Genomic DNA, 23,152 nt, shown 5'->3' on the forward strand with positions numbered 1-23,152 from the left:
TAAGATATTTCATCTACAGTAAATTGCTGTTCATCGAAAACAACCTTCATCTGGTTGAAAATCAGGACAACTTTGCATCAGATATCCCGCATAAACGAGATGTTTTTAAAACAATTACCAAACTAAATCATTACAGTCATGTTAACAAAAACTACACAGAATTTATGGTTATCTGTTAAAAGGCTTAGCCAGGAACAGATGTTTTTTGTTTCTATATTAATAGTAAATGCAGGTAACTATTTATACAATTTAATTTTAGGCAGGCTTTTAGGTCCTGCTGCTTTTGCAGAAGCAGCTTTATTAATTACTATGTTACTTATCCTCTCTTTTGTTGGGATGACTTTCCAAATTGTTACGGCTAAATATTCAGTACTATATAACGGTCGAAGTTTTTTTACCTTTTTAAAATTCATATCGCAGTTAGCAATTGGTTCGGGTGTATTGTTAGGTGCAGCTATAGTAATATTCAGCCAATCGCTGCAAAATATATTTCACACCCAGTCCCCAATAATGTTTATAGTATTTGGTGCGGGGCTACCCTTATACTTTCTTATGAGTATTAACAGAGGGGTATATCAGGGGCGTGAAGAGTTTAAAAAACTCTCATTTACTTATAAGGCGGAAATGTTTAGCAGGTTGTTTATAACCTTTGCTTTACTGTATGCTTTTTCGGCAATAAGCTCATCACTAATTGTAGCGGCAGGTATTACCGTTTCTTTATTATTCGGGTTAATGCCTTTTCAAAAGAAAGTAGTTGTAAACACTACAGCTTTTAAAGTAAAAGATTTTGATAGCAAAACGATACTTTCATTCTTTGCGCTTACTGCATTTTATGAATTTACACAGATTATTATAAATAACAGTGATATACTTTTGGTTAAACATTACTTTGATAGTGAACCGGCAGGTTTATATGCATCACTGGCATTAATAGGCAGGGTAGTGTACTTTGTAGCATGGATGTTTGTAATGCTGATGCTGCCTAAAGTAATACGCCTTAAAAAAGAAGGTAAAAACACCAAGGGTATATTAATGAAGTATGTAGCATACATAGCAAGACTTTCTGCCTGTATAGTATTAGGAGCTTTCCTTTTCCCTGTTACAGTAGTAAAGCTAATGTTTGGTGAGGAATATATAAGTATAGCACCTTTACTATGGCAATATGCATTGGCAACTTCAGTATTTGCTATAGCTAATATATTTGCCTACTACTTCCTTTCACTGGGGCAATATGTACCGGTAATACTATCAGCCTTGTTAGGGCTTACGCAAATAGCATTAATAGTTTTATACCACAACTCTTTAGAACAAGTGGTTGTAATGCAGATAATTGCTATGCTAACGCTGTTAACCTTCCAGTTGGCTTATTTCTTTTATCAAAACAGGAAAAGCATCCAACGAAGCTAAACCGCATTTCGTCGAAATGCGATAATCGTCACAGCATCAACATACTAATTTTACACCATCAACTAAAAACAGTAGAATCATGAAAGTAGCAATCGTAACATCGTTTCCACCAAGCAAAGTAACTTTAAATGAATATGGTTACCACCTTGTAAAGAATTTTGTAAACAAAGAAGATATATCAGAACTTGTTTTACTTGCTGATAAAACTAAAGCTGAAAAACAACTTGATTTTGATAACAGCGATAAAGTAAAAGTAAATGAGTGCTGGGAGTTTAACAGTTACACAACTATATTTAAAATTATTGCAGCAGTATATAAAGAAAAGCCGGATGTAGTTTTCTTTAACTTACAGTTTGTAAAGTTTGGCGATAAAAAAATCCCTGCGGCATTGGGGCTAATGTTACCAATGCTGCTTAGATTCGCCGGAGTTAAAACGGTAGTACTGCTACACAATATAATGGAAACTGTAGACCTTGAGCAGGCTGGTTTCTCTAAAAATAAATTCCTGAAAAAAATATACGGATTTATAGGCTCAACATTAACAAGATGCTTATTAAAAGCGAATGTGCTGGCAGTAACCATTAATAAATATGTTGAAATATTAAATGAAAAATACAATGCTAAGAATGTAGTGTTAGTTCCGCATGGTACTTTCGAATCGGTAAAACAAATTGATTTCAATTTGCCTAAAGGACCGAAAAAAGTAATGGCTTTTGGTAAGTTTGGTACTTACAAAAAGGTAGAAGGAATGATTGAAGCAGTAGAGCTGTTACGAAGAAACGGAATGAAAGATATTGAGGTGGTGATTGCAGGAACTGACAGCCCCAACACGCCGGGGTATTTAAGTAGCGTAAGGGAGCAGTACATTAATGTAGAGGGACTTACTTTTACAGGGTACGTAGAAGAAAATGATGTAGAGCGCATATTCACTGAAAGCGCAGTAGTAGTGTTCCCTTATACCGCTACAACAGGAAGTTCAGGTGTGTTACACCAAGCAGGAAGTTATGGTAGAGCGGTAGTAATGCCGGATATAGGCGACCTTGCACACTTAGTAAAAGATGAAGGGTACAGAGGTGAATTTTTTGCTCCTGATTCAGTAGAATCAATGGCGGAAGCTATAGGCAACATACTAGGTGATGATGCTTACAGAAGAGAAATTGCACAAGCAAATTATAAAGCTGCTGGAGCACTTTCTATGGATAAAATTGCCGAAATGTATTTAAACCACTTTAAAGCATTACAGCCTGAAACTAAAGAAGAAGCCTTAATAGGAGATATATAAAAAGGATGGTTTTTTGTTACCATCGGTATCTATAAAACCAAACTCCTTTTGCTTATTGCGCACCCATGGCTTTTTACCCACCACACGGCTGGGAACACTAGGGAAATCATATAACGTCCAGGATACAAATGCAAGCTGTTTTCTTTTGAAGATGGCTTGCATTTTTTTATGGTATTCCGCCTGGTCTTCCTCGTCACTGCCAAACCAGTTCCAAAACCCGGTGTAGGATGATATACCGAACTCCTGCAATACAAGAGGTTTACTTGTTTTTGCTTCCAGTTTTTTCAGCTTATCTTCAAAATGGTCAATATTGTCGTAGTAATGGTAGGATATAAAGTCAACCTCTTGCTGTAAAGTAGTAGCCACTTCAATGTTAGACCATCCTACGGTAACCAAATGTTCACTGTCCCACTCTTTAATCATAGGGATAAGGGTAGCCAGCCAATCAGTCACATTATCCTCTCCACGATTTTTAAAGTCGAGGTCAGGTTCGTTTTTCACATCCCAGGCAAGTATAGCATCATGGTCTTTAAAGCGGGAAACTATTTTTTCTGCATGGCGGTGGGTTAACGTCCACGTTTCCGGAGAATAATCGCCGTAAAAATCAAACAGTGTTACAATAACCGCCAAATCTTTCTGTTGAGCAATATCTAAAACCTGTTGCAGTTTTTCTATTTTACTTTGGTTGATGTCGGCTTTACCAAATTCCTCATACGGTATAAAAATACGTATGGTATTCAACCCCGCATTTTTTATAATGTTGAAGTCTGCTTTTATGGTATCCGTATTAAAGTTATCCCCGTATAAATCCCAAGGGGAGTTTTTAGGGTAATAGTTAATCCCCTTTATAGTAAACTTCTTTCCGTTTTTTAAAATCTGATTGTTTTGTGAGGTGTATATCGGGTTAGCCTCTGTAGTTTCAGGTTCTAAAGCTACTTTGTCCATACGCTTCATGTGCCTGATGCGCCAAAAGCCATCTTCCAAAAGCATCATTACCTTATAGGTTGCCGTATCGCGAACTTTAGTAACCAGTTGTTTATCGTTGTAGATTTGTTGGTATTCAACAATATTTCTGTCGGTAAAAACAACCAACTGCCCATCGGCGCTGTAAAATTCCAAAGCAGGGTTGTGCTTAAGTGTAGTCCCCTCAATATGTACTTTATTTTCTTTATTATGCGCTACCAGCCTAAAAAGGTTAACCCTTGCGCTATCGGTATAAAAATCCTCAATGCCCTCCCGGTTATTATTCATCAGGGCTTTGTTTTTTACATACCAGGAAAACAGGTAGTCGTTCTCTATTTCACCAAGCGTTTGCTTTTCCATTTCCCTACCGGGATTTTCAAGACTGCTCCAGTTTACTTTTGGTAAGTAGGTATTTACCGTTTCGCGTTCCAAATGCAGCATGCCGGTGCGTTCAGCCCCCGTGTTGAGGTAGCCCAGTATTTTACCCAAAGCAAAGAGTAGCAATACATTTATTAGGATAAATGTTATGATAAGCGATGCCCGATATATATTTTTATTGTTAATCTTACTCTTCCCCATTTACATTTATCTGTTTCTTTTTTACTCCTTCATTCGGCTCAATTTCGCCTTCTATTGTTTTACCAAAAGCACTTATTTCCAGTCTATATTTTTTCTCAGGATATTCTTCCTTCGGGAGTTTAAAAGTTACAAAACCTTTTTCAGTATACTCCGTTAATGTAGCAATATGTTTATCTGCTGCATAAAGGCTTGCTGTTACGGTAGTCCCTTCGGGGGCAATTTGCCCCATAAAACTGGTCACTTCGCCAACGGTGATTATTCTTTTATCGGTATCAAAACTGTACGGTATAACCGCAGGCACAGCTTTGTAATTAATGCTAATGCTTTTGCTTTCCGCCATTCCTGTAACATAGGCTTTTACAGTATAAGTAGCTTCGTGTTCGGGAGCCGGGAATTTTGCCTCTGCCATACCATATACTGTAGCGCCGAAACTTTTAAGTTTAGTCCCTTTTTCTGTGGTTACAACAAAATAAACCATAGTACCGTCGCTAACTATATTATTAAACTTATCCCGTAATGTTGAGGTTTTAAATGTAGTAAGCTGGTTACCGTCTGCAAAGGCATGATTTCGGGTATAGCTTATGGTAAACGGAACAGGAGGGGCAGGAAATATATCTGTTTCTGTCTCTTTAGTTTCTGCATTTTGGCAGGTAACCGAGGTTAACATTTTACCCGATTTTTCAGGAGCATATAGCCGTTTCCACGATATAAAATGTTCAGTAGGCAAGTTATAATTGCTTATCCTGCCCAAAAACTGATTGCTGATAGTAGTTGCAGTACTGTCGGGCATAGGGTTGCCGTATTTGTCTTCGGGTATTGCCACCATCATAGTATAATGCCCATCGCCTACAGGAGTACTTCGCGGCCCTAAATAATTTTCTATTCGTGCGGTTTCCTGTTGCGGAATAATTTCAAATGTTCCTTTTAATTGCGGTTTATTATATACAATAACCGACCAGCTTACTGTTCCTGTTTTTCTATTGAAAAACTCAGGAGTAGTAAAGCTAATAGTATCGCATTTTACCTGAGGCTCTACTAATAAAGTAGCGTAGGATGATTTTAGCAGGAGAGTTGTGCCTTCTATTTTAACTCCTTTAAATTTCAGGTTGATGGGATTACCGGCTGTAAATTGTTTTGTATTGGTAAGCAATGTTAACTGAGGTGTTGCTTTACTGTACGGTTTACTTTCAGATTGTGGCAATAGCGTGACAGAGAGCAACAGAAGCCCAATCAAAACAAGTACGGATAGTATGACTGTTTTCCTTATCATTGCGGATTACCAATATAGTTATTTACTTCAATTTTAATATACGAGTATCCTTTACCCGCTATGGCTTGGAGTTCCTTTTTTTCATGCCCATCAATACGTGCTGTAATTTCGCTTCGTGCTATTTCTTTATTTCGGAGACCATTTACAAAACAGTTTTCCAATGAGCTGTGCAGGCTTTTCAGTTTACTAAGGTCTTTTAATTGGTATGTAAACCGTTGGCTGCGCTGTATGCGTACCCCTTCTCGTATAAACTCATGGTCTATGTACAGTAGTTCTTTATTTTCATCGTAATAGGACACCAATAGTTCCGGTACGGTTACTTCTTCCAGTCCGTAATTAAATAGTTTTCCTTGTATTGTATCTCCTTTAAAAAATAGGTTTGAAATGGCTACCCCGTTGTATAAATCTTTAATAGCCACATTTCCCGCACTTTGTATCTCGAAATCGGTTGGTGTTTCCGCAACATCAAGCGGAGTGTACTCGTCAGGGTTAAACGTTTCAGGCTTAACCGATTCGCTATCCAGCCATGCCACATTTTCAAAATTAATTCGATACGGTGTAACCTCTTTAGGCATTAGTTTATGTTTGGTAACATATTTAGCATTGTATGATGCCAGCTTTTCATCGCTGTTATTGTATAAAGAGGCATTAATTACCACATCAGCAGGAACGTTGTCTATATTCTGTATTTCTCCTATAACCATATACTCCCCGTTATACTCAATAAGTTTAGCTGACAGTATTTCCAGTACGGGTTGTTTCAACACATCTTCATGGTGGGTTTGCTGGGTAGTAACCCGCCTGCGCCCGTGATTGTAATACTTCGTGATATTTTCAGAGAAAAACTGGTCGGGCGGAATATCCGGGTCTTTCTTTTCGGGTACTATAAACCATTTGCCCTTTAATTTTTTTACACGGTGGGTATACTCCTTTGTTATAATTTCCAGTGGAGTTATCCACTTGGTTTTAGCTTTTACAATAGCGGTATTTTTAGTTTCATAAGGAACATCCAGTTTTATGGCATCCATTTTACCATAAGAGTTTATAATACCATCAGAAACCGAAATTTCAAGCAAATACTGCGAAAGCGGATAATCTTCATCAGGAACTATAAGTGAATGTGCTTTTTCAAACCGTTTAAAATCCAAATCGTTATAATAGGCACGTACTACATTTTCAGGACTTATTTGGTCTGCTGTATAGATGTAGAGTTTGTATACTCCCCATAATGTTACCCCAATTAAAAAGAACGTCCACAGTTTAGAGATAACCATTATTTTACGGGGGTAACCGGAATATAAAACACCAAATTTAAAAAAGTCGGGGCGGGGTAGTACTTTTATTTTTAATGCTTGCAGCCATATCATTTGTATATTAAGCATAAAGGCTATAAGTACGGTAAGCAACGGAATTATCCCCCACATTAAGCGTAATGGTAGTGCAGCCTCTTCTTTCGGGAGTACTTTTGGTAAGGGTTGTACATTTAGCTTTTCCCATACCATAATACCGTTTTCCAGTTGGGTAAGCCTGTGCCAGCCACAAAAGTACAGTATAGGGTCGTAAAATTTATCGTTAGAAAAAACGTATTTCAGGTTGTATTTTTCCGGAACGGTAAGGAACTGCTGTAAGGAACCTATACCTTCCATGCCTCTGAATTTTGAGTTTTCCAGTCGTTCTACCGCTCTGCTGGTTAATTCCGGTAATCTTCTTGCCGAGTGGTAATTACCATCAACCGTCATTGCCTTTGTTTTAGTAGACAGGAATGCCATTTGGTCACCAAAGCCTAAGGGTAAAAAACGCCATTTATCATGCTGATCCTGATTCAGGAAATTAACAATAGGCAGCATATTTATTTTAGGTGGCTGGAAGGGGCGGAAATATCCTAAACTAATAGTAAATAAAGCAAAGGACAGAAAAGCACCGGCAAAAATACCTGATATAATGCGGGTATAAACCGTGCCGAAACGTTGCTGTAATGCTTTTTTAAGGTCGCCTTCAGCAAGGCGGTACACAAATTCACCCGCAATGGGCAGGCTGATGATAGATGCCCAAAGCGTAAACCTGTCCAAGGTTAGTATATTAAAAGCTGTTTCACCGAGCATTTTTAGTGGTATGGGTGTAGTACCCCCTGTACCTAAAACGGTAAGTAAGGTTAATGACAACCCGAAAAATATATAACGCTTGCTGTAGTAGCGGTAAAAAATATAAGGCAGTAAAAACAGTAATATTCCCCAAGGAATTAAAAAGAACACTAACCCCGATGAAGTAACCTCCAGAAAATTATCGCGACTGCCATGTGGTATGGGGACCTGTGTAATCGGGTTTTGTTTGGAGTTTATCCAGTAAGGTAGAATACAAAATACAATTAATACTAACGAGCAACCCCCAAAAATGATAATACGTTTCAATCGGGAGAATACCGTTTGTATAAATAGTTTCAGGGTAATTTCTTTATAGCTGTTTACTTTATCGCGTGCCGTATCCATTACTGCCATACCCAATAATGGAAAGATAAAAAACACCATCCCAAATATAGGGGTAACATGGTGTGATGTTACGGTAACCGCTATTAACGATAGTGAGGTAAACAAATAGTGTTTTCGCCCGGTTCTAATCCATAAATAAATTTCGGGGAGGGCATGCATTAGTATAGATATCCCTACTATACTGGGCAGTTGCCCGAATATATGCAATGTTTCTACAAACGAGGAGGAGAAAACAGCGATGAGGGAGGCATAGCCTGCCACTGTTCGGTTTCCCGTTATAATGAGTGTAAACCGGAAAACTCCTGTAATAAAGAGTATTATGGCTATAATGGCTACTGTAAATAGCCCGAACTTAAGCCCGCCTATATAAGAGAGTAAACCAATTGCCTGATGTACCAACGGCGGGTAGCCCATTACGGTGAAACCGGTGTACCAACTGTAGTTCCAGCTCTCAAACCAATTGTTGGCATAGTGGTTACCAAAAAACAAATGGATAAGGGCATCATATGTATTTTCCAGCGTAAAGAATATTAGCGCCGAATGAAATACTACCCCTATTAAGAGTGCTGCTATTAAATATTTGTTAGTGGTTTCCCTCACAGTAACATTTTAGTATCAATAAAGTAAAGGTAATAAATAGTTGAAAATAACGCAGCTACACAAAACTGCCATTCATCGACAGATAAAAGGTATTAAACTAAATATCACATAACGCCTTGTTATTCAGTAGTATGTTTGTACTGTAATTAAGCAACTAAAAAACCAGAGAACATGAAAATATTAGTAATTGATGACCAGCAGCTAGTATTACTTTCATTAGAAAAAGCTTTTACCGATTTAGGATACGAAGTAAAGTGCTGTGATAATGTGTTTGATGCCGTACTGGTATATGATGATTACAGACCGGATTTAGTTATAGCAGATATTAATATGCCTGTTATGCCTGAAGGAACTGAAGAAGATGATACTGCTACTATTATAAATATGAAAGCAGCAGGGCTGGAAGTACTAAAATACATAAGGTTTGTAAAAGAGGATGATACTCCTGTTATGATACTTTCGGGTAATGTTGATGAAGAGATAATAGAAAAAGGCTTTGAGCTTGGTGCCAGCGACTATATGAAAAAGCCGTTAAGCCTAAACGAAATAGGAATACGAGTAAGAAGGCTTATAGGAGGTGAAGCTCCCGGAGTTAAAAAAGAAGAAGAAAAAGAACGTTTTATACAAAACGCTTGTGTAGGAGTTGTCATACCTTGTTATAATGAGGAAAAGCGTTTACTGAATGAAGAGTTTAAAAGTTTTGTGCATAGAAATTTAGGCTACCACCTGTGTTTTGTAAACGATGGTAGTACTGATAACACACTTGAGGTGCTAAGAGAACTTGAAAAAGGTTACGAAGGAAGAATAAGTGTATATGACTGTGAGAAAAACGGTGGTAAAGCGGAAGCTGTAAGACAGGGAATGCTGCACTTAGCAAAAGAAAGCCAGTTTGATTACATAGGCTTTTTGGATGCCGACCTTTCTACTAACTTTGATGATTTCAGAGACCTTGTAACTACTATAACTAATTCAGAGTTTAAAATTGTAAGTGGCTCAAGAATAAGCAGAATGGGTGCTGATATTACAAAAGAATCGGCAAGAAAAATAATAAGCATGTCTATAAACTTTATAATAAGAAAGACACTGGGTATGGAGTTTAGAGATACACAATGTGGTGCTAAAGTTATGACCAAAGATATGGTTGAGATATTATTCAACAAGAAATTCTTAACCAAGTGGTTGTTTGATGTTGAAATCTTTATGAGAATGAAAAAGTTGTTCGGGAATGAAGAAGCTCAAAAAATGCTTTGCGAACAACCGCTTAAAAGATGGATACATGCAGACGGGTCTAAACTTTCATTTAAAGATTCGTTTAAAATAATAGGACAGATAGGACAGATAGCTGTCCATTACAGATAGTTTTTTCATGATTGGTTTTTTTAATTGGTATGTGAAAATGTCCGAGCCGCTTGGTTTGGGCATTTTCCTTTTTAAAGCAAAAAGCCACCCCGAAGGATGGCTTTCTGCTATTAACTGAATTTAAGTAATTAAAGTGGTATGTTCCCGTGCTTACGCTTAGGTCTTTCCACTTCTTTATTTTCCAGCATACTGAATGTTTTAATCAGCTTTCTGCGCGTATTTTCAGGTAAAATTACTTCATCTATAAAGCCACGTTGTGCTGCCCTGTATGGGTTAGCAAATTTCTCAGCATACTCCGCTTCTTTCTCTAATAATTTTGCAGCAGAGTCATCTGCTTCCGCAATTTCCTTTTTAAATATAATTTCACTGGCACCTTTTGCACCCATAACCGCAATTTCGGCAGTTGGCCATGCGTAATTCATATCGGCACCAATGTGCTTAGAGTTCATTACATCATAAGCGCCACCATAAGCCTTACGGGTAATTACGGTTACTTTTGGTACGGTAGCTTCACTAAGCGCATATAAAAGTTTTGCACCGTGTACTATAATACCATTCCATTCCTGATTAGTACCCGGAAGGAAGCCCGGTACATCTACCAATACTAATAATGGTATGTTGAAACAGTCGCAAAAACGGGTAAAGCGTGCCGCTTTGGTAGAACTGTCAACATCTAGCACTCCTGCAAGGTGCATAGGCTGGTTGGCAACAATACCAATACTTCTTCCGCCAATGCGAGCAAAACCTACTATAATGTTTTCAGCGAAGTTTTTATGTACTTCGTAAAACGAATCTTTATCTATAATACCACCTATTACAGTATGCATATCATACGGCTTGTTAGAACTGTCCGGTATTATATTTTTTAATTCTTCTCTTATTTCATCATCAAAACCATATTCCATTTTCGGAGTGGTTTCCTTGTTGTTTTGTGGCAGGTAGCTTAAAAGTGTTTTAATATCTTCAAGGCATTCTACATCATTTGCTGCCGTAAGGTGTGCCACCCCTGATTTTGTACTGTGGGTACTTGCACCACCCAGTTCTTCACTGGTTACATTTTCATTCGTTACGGTTTTTACCACGTTAGGACCGGTAACAAACATATAACTGGTGTTCTCTACCATCATGGTAAAATCAGTCATGGCAGGCGAATATACCGCACCACCGGCACAAGGTCCCATAATAGCTGATATTTGCGGAATTACACCACTACTCTGTACATTACGGTAAAATATATCGGCATAACCACCTAATGAACGTACACCTTCCTGAATACGTGCCCCACCGGAATCGTTAAGCCCAATCATAGGTGCGCCGTTTTTCAGTGCCATATCCATTATTTTACATATTTTCTCCGCATGGGTTTCTGATAATGCTCCACCAAATACTGTAAAATCCTGTGCAAAAACATATACCAGTCTGCCATTTATAGTACCGTAACCAGTAACAACACCATCACCGTAGTATTGCTCTTTTTCCATACCAAAATCAGTAGTACGGTGTGTTACCAGCATGCCTATTTCCTCAAACGAACCTTCGTCCATAAGGTAGTTAACACGCTCTCTGGCTGTTAGCTTTTTCTTGGCATGTTGTTTTTCTATACGTTTTTCGCCTCCGCCTAAATGTGCCTGAGCGATTTTATCGTTTAATACTTTTATTTTGTCTTCCATTGGTTTTACTGTATTGGGAGTCTTAAAACTTTTTGGTCTTCCATGTATTGCTTAAGGGCTATATAAGCAGCAATTTCCGCTTCGTTATCAATAGTCGATTGCAGTTTTTCAGCATCATAATATTTCTTAACAAAGTGCGTATCAAAATTACCGGAACGGAATGCTTCATGTTCACACACAAATGTACCGAATGGCAGGGTAGTGCTAACGCCTTCCACCTCGTACTCCTGTATAGCTTCAATCATAAGCTCTATGGCTTCCTCACGGGTTTTACCATAGGTAACAAGCTTAGCAAGCATCGGGTCATAATAAATAGGCACATCCATACCTTGTTCAAAACCGTTATCTACACGTATACCTTTACCTACAGGCAGTTTGTAAGTGCTTAAATTACCTACGCTTGGTGCAAAGTCTGCAAGCGGGTCTTCGGCATATACACGCAACTCTAAAGCATGACCGTTAATTTCAAGGTCTTCCTGTTTAATATCTAATGCTTCGCCGCGAGCTACTTTTATTTGTAGTTCTACTAAGTCCAGCCCTGTAATCATTTCCGTAACAGGATGCTCTACCTGTAAACGGGTGTTCATTTCAAGGAAGTAGAAGTTTTTGTTTTCATCTAAAAGGAACTCTACAGTACCGGCACCTACATAGTCACATGATTTTGCTACCTTAACGGCAGCTTCTCCCATTGCTTTACGTATTTCGGGTGTAAGTACAGATGATGGCGCTTCTTCCACTACTTTTTGGTGACGTCGCTGTACGCTGCACTCTCTTTCAAAAAGGTGAATGATATTACCGTGATTGTCCGCCATTACCTGAATTTCTATGTGGCGGGGTGAACCTACATATTTTTCTATAAATACAGAACCATCGCCAAATGCTGAGGTTGCCTCACTAACGGCACGCTCCATTTGCGATTCAAATTCTTCTGCTTTTTCTACAATACGCATCCCTTTACCACCACCACCGGCAGAGGCTTTTATTAAAATAGGGAAACCTATTTCTAAAGCTGTTTTTTTCGCTTCTTCTATATCAGTAATTGCTTTATCAACTCCGGGAACCATAGGTATATCATACGCCTTTACAGCATCTTTCGCTGCAAGCTTACTCCCCATTATTTTTATGGCTTTAGAGCGTGGTCCTATAAAAGTGATTCCGCTTTTCTCTACAGCTTCGGCAAAGTCGGCATTTTCACTTAAAAAACCATATCCCGGGTGGATACCGTCTACATCAAGTGATTTTGCTACTTCTATTATTTTGTCTCCTAAAAGATATGACTGACTGGAAGGGGCTTCACCTATGCAAACTGCCTCATCGGCAAATTTTACATGGGGGGCATTTCTGTCAGCAGTTGAAAATACAGCAACGGTTTTAATACCCATCTTTTTAGCTGTGTGCATTACCCTTATGGCAATTTCGCCCCTGTTGGCTACAAGTATTTTTTTCATTGTGTGTTATTCAAATTCTATTAGTAACTGACCTTTATCTACAGCATCGCCTTTTTGTACAGCGATTGATTTTATAACACCTGCTCTTGGCGAGTTAAAGGTGTTTTCCATTTTCATAGCTTCCAGTACCAGTAGTTTGTCGTTTTCGTTTACTTCCTGTCCTTCGCTAACGCTAATTTCCAGTATAAGCCCCGGTATAGGTGCTTTAATTTCGTTAACTTGTTTAGATGCCCCAATTTCAAAGCCCATATCTTTAATAAGCATATCCAGTTGGTTGGCAATAGCTACAGTATAGCTGTTTCCGTTTACTTTTACAGTATACTCTTTTGCAAGAAAGTTTGTTTCAGTGATTTCCGCTTTAAAAGGCTTTTTGTCTTTTAAAATATGGTAATGAGCGGGTCCGGTACTGATGGCGTCGAGTTGATTAACCTCGTTTTGCGTAACATCAAAAGAAGTGGAGCCGTTTACCGTAAGTTTGTAAGCGTTACTCATGTGCTAATTGATTTTTAGTGCTGTAAATATAAATAAAAGAAAACGTTTTCGGGTTGTGTAAGTTATCTTAGTTGCCCTATTATGTTACAGTTTTATAAATACTTTAACTGTTTGTTTTTCATGCTTTATTATTCCGTTAGCTCTATTGTGTATAATTGTTCCTATTATAAATAGGATGAACTGTCGAAATAGCTTACTGAACTGTAAGTCTTCGTTTTCAGGGATGTAGAATTGTATTTATTTTTGCGCAGTCATTTTTAAGTAAGTTTTTGCTTAATAAATTTTAACTGTCGCAATTAATTAAAAATCATATAATCTAAATCAAAAATCAATGAAAACGAACGTTATTAAACTGTTTACTGTATTCTTTATCGCATTATCATTTACCTCATGCAGTAGTGATGATGATGCTGTAACCCAAGTTCCTGATGTAACCGATGCAGAAACGTTAACCGAAGCTTTACAGGCAATTCACAATAACTCTCAGGTAAAAGGTTTTACTGTGGGAGTTGTAAAAAATGGAACAATAGCCTATCAAAAAAGTTTTGGTTTCCAAAATGTGGCAAACGGAGTTGCTTATACCAATCAAACACTTCAACCAATCGGGTCAATAAGTAAAACATTTATAGGAGCTGCTGTTGCAAAAGGTGTTTCGTTAGGATATTTCACTTTAGAAACTCCTATTAACGATGTATTGCCGAATGCTATAGTTAACCCTAATCATCCAAATGATGTTATTAAAATTAAACACTTGGTAAACCACACATCAAGCCTTGTGGATAATGATGAAATAATAATGGACACCTACTATATATTGCAAGGAGAAAACACTTCTACCGAAGGTGCCTCGCTTATGCAACAAGTAGGAATATCGCAAAGAGCACCCCAAGGTTTGGCAGCTTTAGTTAACGCATACTATTATGAAGGGGGCGATTTATACAGTACTGATAATTTTAGTACTGCTGCGGTAGGTACACAGGCTAGTTATTCTAACATAGCATCATCACTGGCTGCCTATATTGTAGAGGTAGCAGCAGGTATGCCATATCAAGATTTTGTAGACCAGTATATATTAACCCCGCTGCAAATGGAAAGTACAGGCTATTTTTACAATCCTGCGCAGCAAAATATGTATGCTACATTATATTTTGATGACTTAGCATTACCGAGATATAACTGCGACTCTTTTCCTGATGGTTTCCTGAAAACAAATAACGATGATATGGCTAACTACCTATTAGATATGATTAAGGGAGCAACAGGCAATTCAGGAGTGTTGTTTGACGCAACCTATTACGATATGCTTTTTAACGAAGATGCTTTTGGTCACGGGCTATTTTGGGAGCGCGATGGTAGCAGCATTAGTCACAATGGTTCTGATCCCGGTTTAACGTGTAACTTAGAGTTTGATGCAAGTACAGGTTCAGGATTTTTTATCCTAACCAATTATGATTCTTCTACAGATGAGCATGTTTCTCATATTATAAATGTATTTGAAGCTACTGCTGTTGCAGTAAGCGGGTTTTTGCAGCATTAAAGTTTATTTTTAATTGGGTTTTAAAAGGAGATAAGCTAAGAACTTATCTCCTTTTTTATTAGTGTTTTGGTATTACTCGTATATAATTCTTCTCTGTTTAAAATACCTTACTTTTACAAATTTGCGGGCAACTACTGATTTTGAAAAACTTCAGTATCTCTTTACTAAATACTATTTGTATTTAATTCGAGAAGCAGTTCAATTTATCATCACATATAATGAAGGATAACTATAACATTAATAGCGGTATTACTATAATTTTTAAAGTTGTTATACTTGTAATGTTATTGTTGGTTTTAGAGTTTTTTATAACATTTTTAGGCTATTATTTTTTGCCGAAATCAAACTTGAAAGTTGTTGTTCAGGTTGCTATAGATGTAAGTCTTCTACTCACGTTTTTAATTGGAAATACTTTTTTGGTTGATAAAAATCATATCTCAAAAAGTAAATCAAACTTAAATTTTAAAGCAATAAGTATATATTTCCTTATAACTTTACTCTGGGTATATAGTAGCCCAATATTAAGATATCCTTTTTTACAGGAAAGTTTTAATTTCTCAGAAATTAAAATTCTTCATAATGGATTGAACAGTATAATAAACAGTAATCATTTTTTTAATTACCATATAGTTAGGATATTTATTATAACCCCGATATTGGAGGAGCTGGTTTTCAGAAAGTTGATTTTATCATACTTAAATAGTAAGTATGGCTTTTTTTCATCTGTAGTTATTACAAGTGCTTTGTTTAGTATTAGCCATTTAGATATAAATAATATTCTGATATTTTTTACAGGCAGTATTTTTTTATGTTTAATTTATCTAAAAACAAACAATATTAAATATAGTATTGCCCTTCATATTTGGATTAATTTACTTACCCTCATTTTATAGTGTTTTACTTCTATAGTAGCAGAACTTAAGTAAGGTTTTTATTCTTCCTGTTTGTATTGAATTAGTATTTATTTTAAACGGGCTTTAAAATTAGTTAAGTTCATATTAATTAACAGTTGTATATACAAGTGTGTTGTGTTAATTGCTTAACTTTAAAGTACTAATCGAAAAAATTAAATTATGTCATTATTAAAAGATAAAGTAGCTATTGTTACAGGAGCCGGTTCCGGTATTGGTCGTGCTGTAGCAGAGGCTTACGCAAAAGAAGGAGCAAAAGTTGTAGTATCAGACATTAGCGAAAAAGGGGCTAATGAAACCGTTGAAGCAATTAAAAAAGCAGGTGGTGATGCTTTCTTTTTTAAAGCAGACGCATCGAGTGCAGAAGAAAACAAAAAGCTGGTAGAAGCGGCTGTAGAAAAGTACGGCAGACTGGATCTTGCTTGTAACAATGCCGGTATTGGCGGTCCTGCTGCTCCTGCGGGCGAATATGATATTGAAGGTTGGGATAAGGTTATCAACTTAAACCTTAACGGTGTATTTTATGGCTGCCGTTATCAGTTGGAGCAAATGGAGAAAAATGGTGGCGGAAGCATTGTAAATATGGCTTCTATTCACGGTACCGTTGCTGCACCTAATAATAGTGCCTATACTGCTGCCAAGCATGGGGTAGTGGGGCTTACTAAAAATATAGGGGCTGAATATGCCCAGAAAAACATCCGTTGTAATGCAGTAGGACCGGGTTATATCCATACACCTTTGTTAGATAACAACCTTGATGAGGATATGATGAAAGCCGTAGCTGCAAAAGCACCAATGAACAGGCTTGGTAAACCTGAGGAAGTTGCCGATTTAGTGGTTTTCCTTAGCTCTGATAAATCATCCTTCACTACAGGAGGGTACTTTATTGCTGATGGTGGTTATACCGCAGTATAAATTATAAAAGAGAATAAAATAAAAAGGCTGCTTAATTATAAGCAGCCTTTTTTATATAAAAAATATTGTTTTTTATTTTAATAATCCTAAAACAAAGTCAGGGTAAAGTCCCATTGCAATATTAAGCAGTATAGCTATTATAGCTACTATGCTGTACATAGCAGGAACTTTACTTGTTTCGGTAGTAGCTTCTTTATTGTACATAGCTAATATCAGTTTAAAGTAATACCCAACACTTATTATGGAGTTAATTACTGCTACAATTACTATAGCTACCTGTCCTGTTTTTAATACTTCGGTAAACAGGAAGAATTTTGCAAAGAACCCTGAGAATATTGGTATACCCGCCATAGACAGTAATGCACAAGTAAGTATGGCAGCCATCATAGGGTTGGTTTTACCAAGCCCGTTAAAGTTGTAGATGCTTTCTCCTTTTTTGTCTTCCGCAACATATAGTAATACAGCAAATGCAGCAATACCAGCCAAGGCATAAGCAGCAGCATAGTAAAATAACACACCCGACATTGCAGGAGGGTTAAAGAAAACCATTAGCATAAAACCGGCATGCGATATACCTGAAAAGGCTAACATACGTTTTACGCTGTCTTGTTTTAGCGCCATAATGTTACCTATTGTCATAGATAGTATAGCAGCCGTCATTATTATTGTAGTATATGTACCCGGTACTTTATAGTTAAGGTCGTGCATTAGTTTAAAGAAAGCAGCCATAGCCGCAACTTTAGCCAGTGTACTCATGGTTGCCGTACTAAGTGCCGGTGAACCTTGGTAAACATCAGGAGCCCAAAAATGGAATGGTGCTGCTGCAATTTTAAACAGTAAACCAATACTTAACATAACAATACCAATAAAGAACCAGCTTGGCACTTCTCCGCCACGAACGGCAGTATATATAGCATCACAATTAAAAGAACCTGTTGCTCCGTACACTAATGTTATTCCAAATAATAATATACCTGATGCAAATGCTCCCATAAGGAAGTATTTCATACCTGCTTCGTTACTGTTAGTATCTTTAGGGTTACTAGCAGCCAGTACATATAGTGCAATTGATAAAACTTCTATACCTAAAAAGAACATGGCAAGGTTACCAAAGCTAACCATAGCGATAGCTCCTGTTAAAAGGAATAGTTTTATAGCAACAAAATCAGATAGTTTTGATTTATGCTCTCTTTGAAAGTGTGGCGTTAATGCTATTAAAAATATTGTAAGCAGTATAAATAAACTTGTAAAGGCTTTACTGTAGCCATTATTAACCATCATACTGTTGTACAGCCCTTTTGTCTGTTCAGCAGTAGTTTCTAAGCCCAATACACTATAATCAGTATAATGAAGCCCTAATACGGCAAGCAAACCAATAATAGTAATAGGAACAATAACTTTCCTTAAATTAAATATTTCAGCTATAAGGCATATAATCCCTAATCCTGCAATAGCTATTAATGTGTTCATTTCTTTCGGACTTAATTAATCTGATTAATGTAAACTAAAACCTTTTGAAGGCTTGGTGTAACAAAGTCGGTTATAGGTCTTGGGTACAAACCAAAGAATAGTAAAACGGCAATAATCAATACAAAAGTAAAACCTTCACCAAACGTAACATCTTTAAAAACTTTAGTGCCTTTGTCGCCAAGCATAACCTGCTGGAACATTCTTAACATATAAAAAGCACCCAGTATAATAGTAGTTCCGCCTAAAACAGCTAACCATATATTAGCCTGAGCCAAACTGTATAATAATTCAAACTCACCTATAAAGTTAAATGTACCCGGTAACGCTACCGATGCCATAACTAATATCATAAACATTGAGGCAAATTTAGCTGACTGGATACGTATACCACCCATTTCAGCAATTTCTTCTGTTTTGTATCGTCTGCTTATAATTTCAGCAGCGTAAAATAAACCTACTACTACAAAACCGTGCGCAATCATTTGTACAAATGCACCACGAAGACCGTCAATAGTAAGTGTGTAAGCTCCGGCAGCAATTAGCCCAACGTGTGCTAATGAGGAGTAAGCCAGTAACTTTTTAAGGTTAGTTTGTTTTAATGCCAGTATAGAACCATATATAACCCCTGCAACACATAGTGCTATAAATATATATTTATAATCGTGTGCCGCTTTTGGCGCGATAGGCAGTTGCCATCTTATAATACTGTACAATGCCATTTTAAGCATAATACCTGATAACAGCATAGTACCGGCAGCAGGTGCTTTTTGATACACATTAGCCTGCCAGGTGTGGAATGGTATAATAGGAATTTTAATAGCATACGCTAAAAAGAACCCTAAGAAAATCCACAGTTGTTCCGTATCAGTAAGTTTTGCATTATATAAGTGCAGGTTTAAGAAACTTCCTGTTTTTGTATATAAGTATATAAACGCTACTAACATAAACAGCGAACCTGCAAATGTGTATATAAAGAATTTTACAACGTCTTTTTTTCTTCTTTCCGCTTCTCCGCTACCCCATATTAGTGCTATGAAATAGATAGGGATTAGTGAAAGTTCCCAGAATATGTAGTATAATAACCCATCTACAGCAAGGAATGTTCCTGCCATAGCAAATGCCATGAAAAGTATAAGAGCATAAAATGACCTTGATTTTGGGAAAAGGTTACCAAAAGAAGTTAGTACTATTATTGGAGTTAATGCTGTAGTAAGTAATAGCATTAGCAGCGACATACCGTCAGCCTGAAGTCCAATCACAATACGCGGTCTGCTCATCCATGTTTGCAGGTAGCTTACTTTTTCACCCATGTTATAGCGGTATATAACATATAGTGTAGCTGCAAAGGCACAAGTGCTAAAAATCAATGCTGCTTTAGAAGCCCATTTATCACCTACAAAATAGGTGGCAACTGCTCCGAATAATAAGATAATTAGTATAAATGATACGTCCATCAGGTAATTATTTTAGAAATATATAAGCTATTATTGAACATATGCCCAGTACAAATACAAGCAGGTAGAAACCAATGCTACCGTTTTGTATTACTTTGCCTTGTGTGCTAAGTGCATTTGCCAAACGGCCTAAACCAAATATAAAGCCTGAGAATGCTACTTCAGTTACATTTTTGAAGAAAGCTCCAAGCGCATATATTGGTTTTACAATTATGGCTGTATATATTTCATCCACATAAAACTTATTGTATAATACTTTACTAAATCCTGTAATTTCTTCGTCCTTACCGGGTACAAACCCTTGCTTAATATATTTAAAGTAAGCAATACCAATACCTATAAGGGCACCTATTATAGCTATTCCCATTAACATATATGCAGTAGTGCCAAGTTCATGGTGCTCTATATGGTTTGTAAGTATTGGTGATAAATATTCGTTTAACCAGCTGTGCCCCGGTAAGCTTATTGCACCACCTACTAATGCTAATATAGCAAGTACTATAAGCGGGAAAGTAATAAGCGAAGGCGATTCGTGTAAGTGCTTCTTCTGTTCTTCTGTACCTCTGAAATCTTTATAGAAAGTAAGGTAAAGTAAGCGGAACATATAGAATGCTGTCATTATAGACGCTATCGAACCAACAACCCAAAGTACTTTGTTGTGGTGGAAAGCTGTCATTAATATTTCATCTTTAGAGAAGAACCCTGAGAATGGCGGTAAACCTGATATTGCCAGTGTAGAGATTAGGAATGTTATAAATGTTACACCCATCACTTTACGTAAGCCACCCATGTAGCGCATATCCTGCTCGCCATGCATAGCATGTATTACAGAACCTGAACCAAGGAATAAACATGCTTTAAAGAACGCGTGTGTTATTACGTGGAAAACCGCTACATGGTATGCTCCTAAACCTAAAGCAAGGAACATTAAACCAAGCTGCGATACGGTAGAGTAGGCCAGTACCTTTTTAATATCGTTTTGTGCTAAACCTATAGATGCTGCAATCAACGATGTAAATGCACCAACTATGGCTATAATATTTTGTACATCGGGTGTAAGGTCAAAAAGGAAGTTTAAGCGGGTAATCATAAATATACCTGCTGTTACCATGGTTGCAGCGTGAATAAGTGCCGATACAGGAGTAGGTCCTGCCATCGCATCAGGTAGCCAAGTGTAAAGTGGTATTTGTGCACTTTTACCACAAGCTCCTATAAATAAGCATAATGTTGCTATTCCTAACCAAGTCATATCTATATCAAGATTACCTGAGGTAATAGCGTTTTTAATGTCAATATAATCTACACTGTGGAAAAGGTAACCGATGATAAAGATACCGATAAGAAAACCAAGGTCACCAATACGGTTCATTATAAATGCTTTTTTAGCAGCATCATTAAAATCGTGGTTTTTGTACCAGAACCCGATTAACAGGTACGAACAAAGACCAACGCCTTCCCAACCGATGAACATTATTAATAAGTTGCTACCCATTACCAGTGTAATCATAAAGAATACGAACAGGTTTAAGTAACCAAAGTATTTATGAATATTCTCATCACCATGCATATAGCTGATGGAGTATATATGTATAAGTGTACCAATACCGGTAACAAACATTAACCAAAGTAATGAAAGCTGATCTAGCTGGAATGCAAAGTTTACATCAAAATTAGCCAGCGTCATCCATTTAAACAGGTTTACGTTGATGGGCTCTCCGCCACCATTTACCTGTAAAAAGAATTTTAGTGTTACAGCAAAAGAAACTGCTACAGCTACCGAGCCTAAAATACCCGATACATTTCCGCTTAATTTCTTTCCTATAAAAATGTTAAGTAAAAACCCTGCTAAAGGTGCCAGTAGTAATAGTAAAGCCAAGTTTGTATCCATCAGGCGTTATCCTTTTAGTTTCTTTAAGTTATCAATATCAATATTCTTAATGTTTCGGTACACCGCTACAAGTATTGCAAGCCCAACGGCTACCTCTGCTGCGGCTACTGCCATAGAGAAGAATACAAATACCTGCCCCGCAGCATCCTGATGATAAGTAGAGAAAGCTACTAATAGCAGGTTTACAGCATTAAGCATAATTTCTATACTCATAAACATTACAATGGCGTTACGCCTGTAAAGCACACCAAATGCACCTACACAAAATAGTAATGTGGAAAGGTAAATATAATTGTCTATACCTATTTGTTCCAGTATATTTTCCATATTAATTATTGATGTGTTCTTTTTTAGACAATAGTACAGCACCTATCATTGATACTAATAACAGTACCGATGCAAATTCAAACGGAACCATATAATCATTAAGCAATACCTGCCCCAGTACTTTAATAGACTGGAAGTCTGCTCCTTTAGTTGCGTAATTATATTCCGGTTGTTGTGCTTTAATAAATGTAGCCAGTAATACAAGGGCTAAAAGGCAGAAGGATATAACTGCCGCAATTTGCGACCATGCATTTTTGCTTTTTTCTCCTTCTTTATTCAGGTTCATAAGCATTATGGTAAAGAGCATCAATATCATAATAGCTCCTGAATATACTATAATGTGTACTATAGCTAAAAACTGTGCATTAAACATTAAGTAATGTCCTGCAATTGAAAAGAAGCAAAGTACAAGGTAAATAGCACTGTGGATAGGGTTTTTACTGAAAATAGTTAAAAACGCAGTCCCTAGAGTTATGGCCGATAAAATATAGAATAGTGTTAACATATTAATTAGCCGCTTGGTTTTGAGTGTTTTTAATAGCCATATCTAAAGGCATAACCAGTTTATCTTTTCCGTATATGAAATCTTCTCTGTCAGTTTGTGCCTTTACCATAGTACGCGATTTTGTAAGATAAATAGCTTGTTTAGGACAAGCTTCCTCACAAAGCCCACAAAAAATACAGCGAAGCATGTTTATTTCATATATTTCAGCATATTTTTCCTCACGGTATAAATGCTTTTCTTCCGGTTTTCTTTCCGCAGCCTTCATTGTAATAGCTTCTGCAGGGCACGAAAGTGCACAAAGTCCGCAGGCAGTACAACGCTCTCTGCCTTCGTCATCACGCATTAGCGTGTGCTGACCTCTGTATACAGGGCTAAGCGACCTTGTTTGTTCCGGGTATTTAATGGTTACCTTTCTTTTAAACAAGTGTTTTATGGTAATCATTAACCCCTTAAATATCGCAATAAGGTAAAGGCTCTCCCAAAAATTCATCTTTTTGTTGGAAACCTCTTTCTTTTTTCCCGATAATGATATGGTTTCTATTGCCATTTCTATATTATTTAACCTGTCTGCTCTTACAGGTAGTTCATT

Annotated in this window: 18 protein-coding genes; 6 read left to right on the forward strand and 12 right to left on the reverse strand. The window is 37.1% G+C overall.

Translation table 11 applies throughout. The features are described from left to right. The first annotated feature begins 138 nt into the window (after nucleotides 1-138). Together IEW45_RS09880 and IEW45_RS09885 are read left to right on the forward strand one after the other, a co-directional pair. Nucleotides 139-1,407 carry an oligosaccharide flippase family protein gene (locus IEW45_RS09880; RefSeq protein WP_188621080.1) on the forward strand — a complete coding sequence of 423 codons (1,269 nt, stop codon included), beginning with the start codon at nucleotides 139-141 and terminating at the stop codon, nucleotides 1,405-1,407. A 79-nt stretch (nucleotides 1,408-1,486) separates the two neighbouring features. Beyond that, a complete protein-coding gene (locus IEW45_RS09885; RefSeq protein WP_188621081.1) occupies nucleotides 1,487-2,689 on the forward strand; it encodes a glycosyltransferase in 1,203 nt (400 codons plus the stop codon). Here IEW45_RS09885 and IEW45_RS09890 read toward each other — a convergent pair. Genes IEW45_RS09890 through IEW45_RS09900 form a run of 3 tightly spaced genes read right to left on the reverse strand, consistent with a single transcriptional unit; the run spans nucleotide 2,672 to nucleotide 8,587 of the window. Then, nucleotides 2,672-4,231, reverse strand: coding sequence for a cellulase family glycosylhydrolase (locus IEW45_RS09890; RefSeq protein WP_188621082.1), 1,560 nt, complete (start codon nucleotides 4,229-4,231; stop codon nucleotides 2,672-2,674). The two genes, IEW45_RS09885 and IEW45_RS09890, sit on opposite strands and share 18 nt — an antisense overlap. Then, complete coding sequence (locus tag IEW45_RS09895; RefSeq protein ID WP_188621083.1) at nucleotides 4,218-5,501, reverse strand: hypothetical protein; 1,284 nt, start codon at nucleotides 5,499-5,501, stop codon at nucleotides 4,218-4,220. The genes IEW45_RS09890 and IEW45_RS09895 overlap by 14 nt, the downstream gene beginning before the upstream one ends. Then, a complete protein-coding gene (locus IEW45_RS09900; protein ID WP_188621084.1) occupies nucleotides 5,498-8,587 on the reverse strand; it encodes a putative glycosyltransferase family protein in 3,090 nt (1,029 codons plus the stop codon). Before IEW45_RS09900 ends, IEW45_RS09895 begins: the two co-directional genes overlap by 4 nt. Nucleotides 8,588-8,758: 171 nt before the next feature. Between IEW45_RS09900 and IEW45_RS09905 the strand changes: the two genes are divergently transcribed. Then, nucleotides 8,759-9,946: a glycosyltransferase gene (locus IEW45_RS09905; protein WP_188621085.1), complete on the forward strand. Its 1,188-nt coding sequence runs from the start codon at nucleotides 8,759-8,761 to the stop codon at nucleotides 9,944-9,946. A gap of 128 nt (nucleotides 9,947-10,074) precedes the next feature. Here the strand turns inward: IEW45_RS09905 and IEW45_RS09910 are convergent, their stop codons facing one another. The 3 genes from IEW45_RS09910 to IEW45_RS09920 are packed head-to-tail and all read right to left on the reverse strand — an operon-like array spanning nucleotide 10,075 to nucleotide 13,556. Beyond that, nucleotides 10,075-11,616 carry an acyl-CoA carboxylase subunit beta gene (locus tag IEW45_RS09910; protein WP_188621086.1) on the reverse strand — a complete coding sequence of 514 codons (1,542 nt, stop codon included), beginning with the start codon at nucleotides 11,614-11,616 and terminating at the stop codon, nucleotides 10,075-10,077. A 5-nt stretch (nucleotides 11,617-11,621) separates the two neighbouring features. Continuing rightward, nucleotides 11,622-13,064, reverse strand: coding sequence for an acetyl-CoA carboxylase biotin carboxylase subunit (gene accC / locus IEW45_RS09915; protein WP_188621087.1), 1,443 nt, complete (start codon nucleotides 13,062-13,064; stop codon nucleotides 11,622-11,624). Nucleotides 13,065-13,070: 6 nt separating this feature from the next. After that, a complete protein-coding gene (locus IEW45_RS09920) occupies nucleotides 13,071-13,556 on the reverse strand; it encodes an acyl-CoA carboxylase biotin carboxyl carrier protein subunit (protein ID WP_188621088.1) in 486 nt (161 codons plus the stop codon). Between the two features lie 331 nt (nucleotides 13,557-13,887). Between IEW45_RS09920 and IEW45_RS09925 the strand changes: the two genes are divergently transcribed. The 3 genes from IEW45_RS09925 (at nucleotide 13,888) to IEW45_RS09935 (ending at nucleotide 16,919) form a co-directional block, all read left to right on the forward strand. Further along, a complete protein-coding gene (locus tag IEW45_RS09925; protein WP_188621089.1) occupies nucleotides 13,888-15,093 on the forward strand; it encodes a serine hydrolase domain-containing protein in 1,206 nt (401 codons plus the stop codon). A gap of 281 nt (nucleotides 15,094-15,374) precedes the next feature. Further along, nucleotides 15,375-15,986, forward strand: coding sequence for a CPBP family intramembrane glutamic endopeptidase (locus IEW45_RS14900; RefSeq protein ID WP_373283184.1), 612 nt, complete (start codon nucleotides 15,375-15,377; stop codon nucleotides 15,984-15,986). Nucleotides 15,987-16,166: 180 nt separating this feature from the next. Continuing rightward, a complete protein-coding gene (locus tag IEW45_RS09935) occupies nucleotides 16,167-16,919 on the forward strand; it encodes an SDR family NAD(P)-dependent oxidoreductase (protein ID WP_188621091.1) in 753 nt (250 codons plus the stop codon). A 72-nt stretch (nucleotides 16,920-16,991) separates the two neighbouring features. Here the strand turns inward: IEW45_RS09935 and IEW45_RS09940 are convergent, their stop codons facing one another. The 6 genes from IEW45_RS09940 to IEW45_RS09965 are packed head-to-tail and all read right to left on the reverse strand — an operon-like array spanning nucleotide 16,992 to nucleotide 23,110. Continuing rightward, nucleotides 16,992-18,389, reverse strand: coding sequence for an NADH-quinone oxidoreductase subunit N (locus tag IEW45_RS09940; protein WP_188621092.1), 1,398 nt, complete (start codon nucleotides 18,387-18,389; stop codon nucleotides 16,992-16,994). A gap of 11 nt (nucleotides 18,390-18,400) precedes the next feature. Next, on the reverse strand, nucleotides 18,401-19,843 hold the full coding sequence (locus tag IEW45_RS09945) for a complex I subunit 4 family protein (protein WP_188621093.1): 1,443 nt from the start codon (nucleotides 19,841-19,843) through the stop codon (nucleotides 18,401-18,403). A 7-nt stretch (nucleotides 19,844-19,850) separates the two neighbouring features. Further along, nucleotides 19,851-21,731: an NADH-quinone oxidoreductase subunit L gene (nuoL, locus tag IEW45_RS09950; protein ID WP_188621094.1), complete on the reverse strand. Its 1,881-nt coding sequence runs from the start codon at nucleotides 21,729-21,731 to the stop codon at nucleotides 19,851-19,853. 6 nt (nucleotides 21,732-21,737) lie between these two features. Beyond that, nucleotides 21,738-22,058: an NADH-quinone oxidoreductase subunit NuoK gene (nuoK, locus tag IEW45_RS09955; protein ID WP_188621095.1), complete on the reverse strand. Its 321-nt coding sequence runs from the start codon at nucleotides 22,056-22,058 to the stop codon at nucleotides 21,738-21,740. Nucleotide 22,059: 1 nt separating this feature from the next. After that, nucleotides 22,060-22,563 (reverse strand): NADH-quinone oxidoreductase subunit J family protein, encoded by a 504-nt coding sequence (locus IEW45_RS09960; protein ID WP_188621096.1) that lies wholly within the window; start codon nucleotides 22,561-22,563, stop codon nucleotides 22,060-22,062. Nucleotide 22,564: 1 nt separating this feature from the next. Next, the gene (locus IEW45_RS09965) at nucleotides 22,565-23,110 is read right to left on the reverse strand and encodes a NuoI/complex I 23 kDa subunit family protein (RefSeq protein ID WP_188621097.1); all 546 of its coding nucleotides are present in this window, start codon (nucleotides 23,108-23,110) and stop codon (nucleotides 22,565-22,567) included. Between the last annotated feature and the right edge of the window lie 42 nt (nucleotides 23,111-23,152).

The organism is Flavobacterium suaedae (assembly GCF_014642915.1).
GTDB lineage: Bacteria > Bacteroidota > Bacteroidia > Flavobacteriales > Flavobacteriaceae > Flavobacterium > Flavobacterium suaedae.

What these genes read in the sequence shown, in the direction of transcription:
- IEW45_RS09880 (WP_188621080.1), top strand. Translation starts at nt 139, where the DNA reads ATGTTAACAAAAACTACACAGAATTTATGGTTATCTGTTAAAAGGCTT.
- IEW45_RS09885 (WP_188621081.1), top strand. Translation starts at nt 1,487, where the DNA reads ATGAAAGTAGCAATCGTAACATCGTTTCCACCAAGCAAAGTAACTTTA.
- IEW45_RS09890 (WP_188621082.1), bottom strand. Translation starts at nt 4,231, where the DNA reads ATGGGGAAGAGTAAGATTAACAATAAAAATATATATCGGGCATCGCTT.
- IEW45_RS09895 (WP_188621083.1), bottom strand. Translation starts at nt 5,501, where the DNA reads ATGATAAGGAAAACAGTCATACTATCCGTACTTGTTTTGATTGGGCTT.
- IEW45_RS09905 (WP_188621085.1), top strand. Translation starts at nt 8,759, where the DNA reads ATGAAAATATTAGTAATTGATGACCAGCAGCTAGTATTACTTTCATTA.
- IEW45_RS09910 (WP_188621086.1), bottom strand. Translation starts at nt 11,616, where the DNA reads ATGGAAGACAAAATAAAAGTATTAAACGATAAAATCGCTCAGGCACAT.
- accC (WP_188621087.1), bottom strand. Translation starts at nt 13,064, where the DNA reads ATGAAAAAAATACTTGTAGCCAACAGGGGCGAAATTGCCATAAGGGTA.
- IEW45_RS09920 (WP_188621088.1), bottom strand. Translation starts at nt 13,556, where the DNA reads ATGAGTAACGCTTACAAACTTACGGTAAACGGCTCCACTTCTTTTGAT.
- IEW45_RS09925 (WP_188621089.1), top strand. Translation starts at nt 13,888, where the DNA reads ATGAAAACGAACGTTATTAAACTGTTTACTGTATTCTTTATCGCATTA.
- IEW45_RS14900 (WP_373283184.1), top strand. Translation starts at nt 15,375, where the DNA reads ATGTTATTGTTGGTTTTAGAGTTTTTTATAACATTTTTAGGCTATTAT.
- IEW45_RS09935 (WP_188621091.1), top strand. Translation starts at nt 16,167, where the DNA reads ATGTCATTATTAAAAGATAAAGTAGCTATTGTTACAGGAGCCGGTTCC.
- IEW45_RS09940 (WP_188621092.1), bottom strand. Translation starts at nt 18,389, where the DNA reads ATGAACACATTAATAGCTATTGCAGGATTAGGGATTATATGCCTTATA.
- IEW45_RS09945 (WP_188621093.1), bottom strand. Translation starts at nt 19,843, where the DNA reads ATGGACGTATCATTTATACTAATTATCTTATTATTCGGAGCAGTTGCC.
- nuoL (WP_188621094.1), bottom strand. Translation starts at nt 21,731, where the DNA reads ATGGATACAAACTTGGCTTTACTATTACTACTGGCACCTTTAGCAGGG.
- nuoK (WP_188621095.1), bottom strand. Translation starts at nt 22,058, where the DNA reads ATGGAAAATATACTGGAACAAATAGGTATAGACAATTATATTTACCTT.
- IEW45_RS09960 (WP_188621096.1), bottom strand. Translation starts at nt 22,563, where the DNA reads ATGTTAACACTATTCTATATTTTATCGGCCATAACTCTAGGGACTGCG.
- IEW45_RS09965 (WP_188621097.1), bottom strand. Translation starts at nt 23,110, where the DNA reads ATGGCAATAGAAACCATATCATTATCGGGAAAAAAGAAAGAGGTTTCC.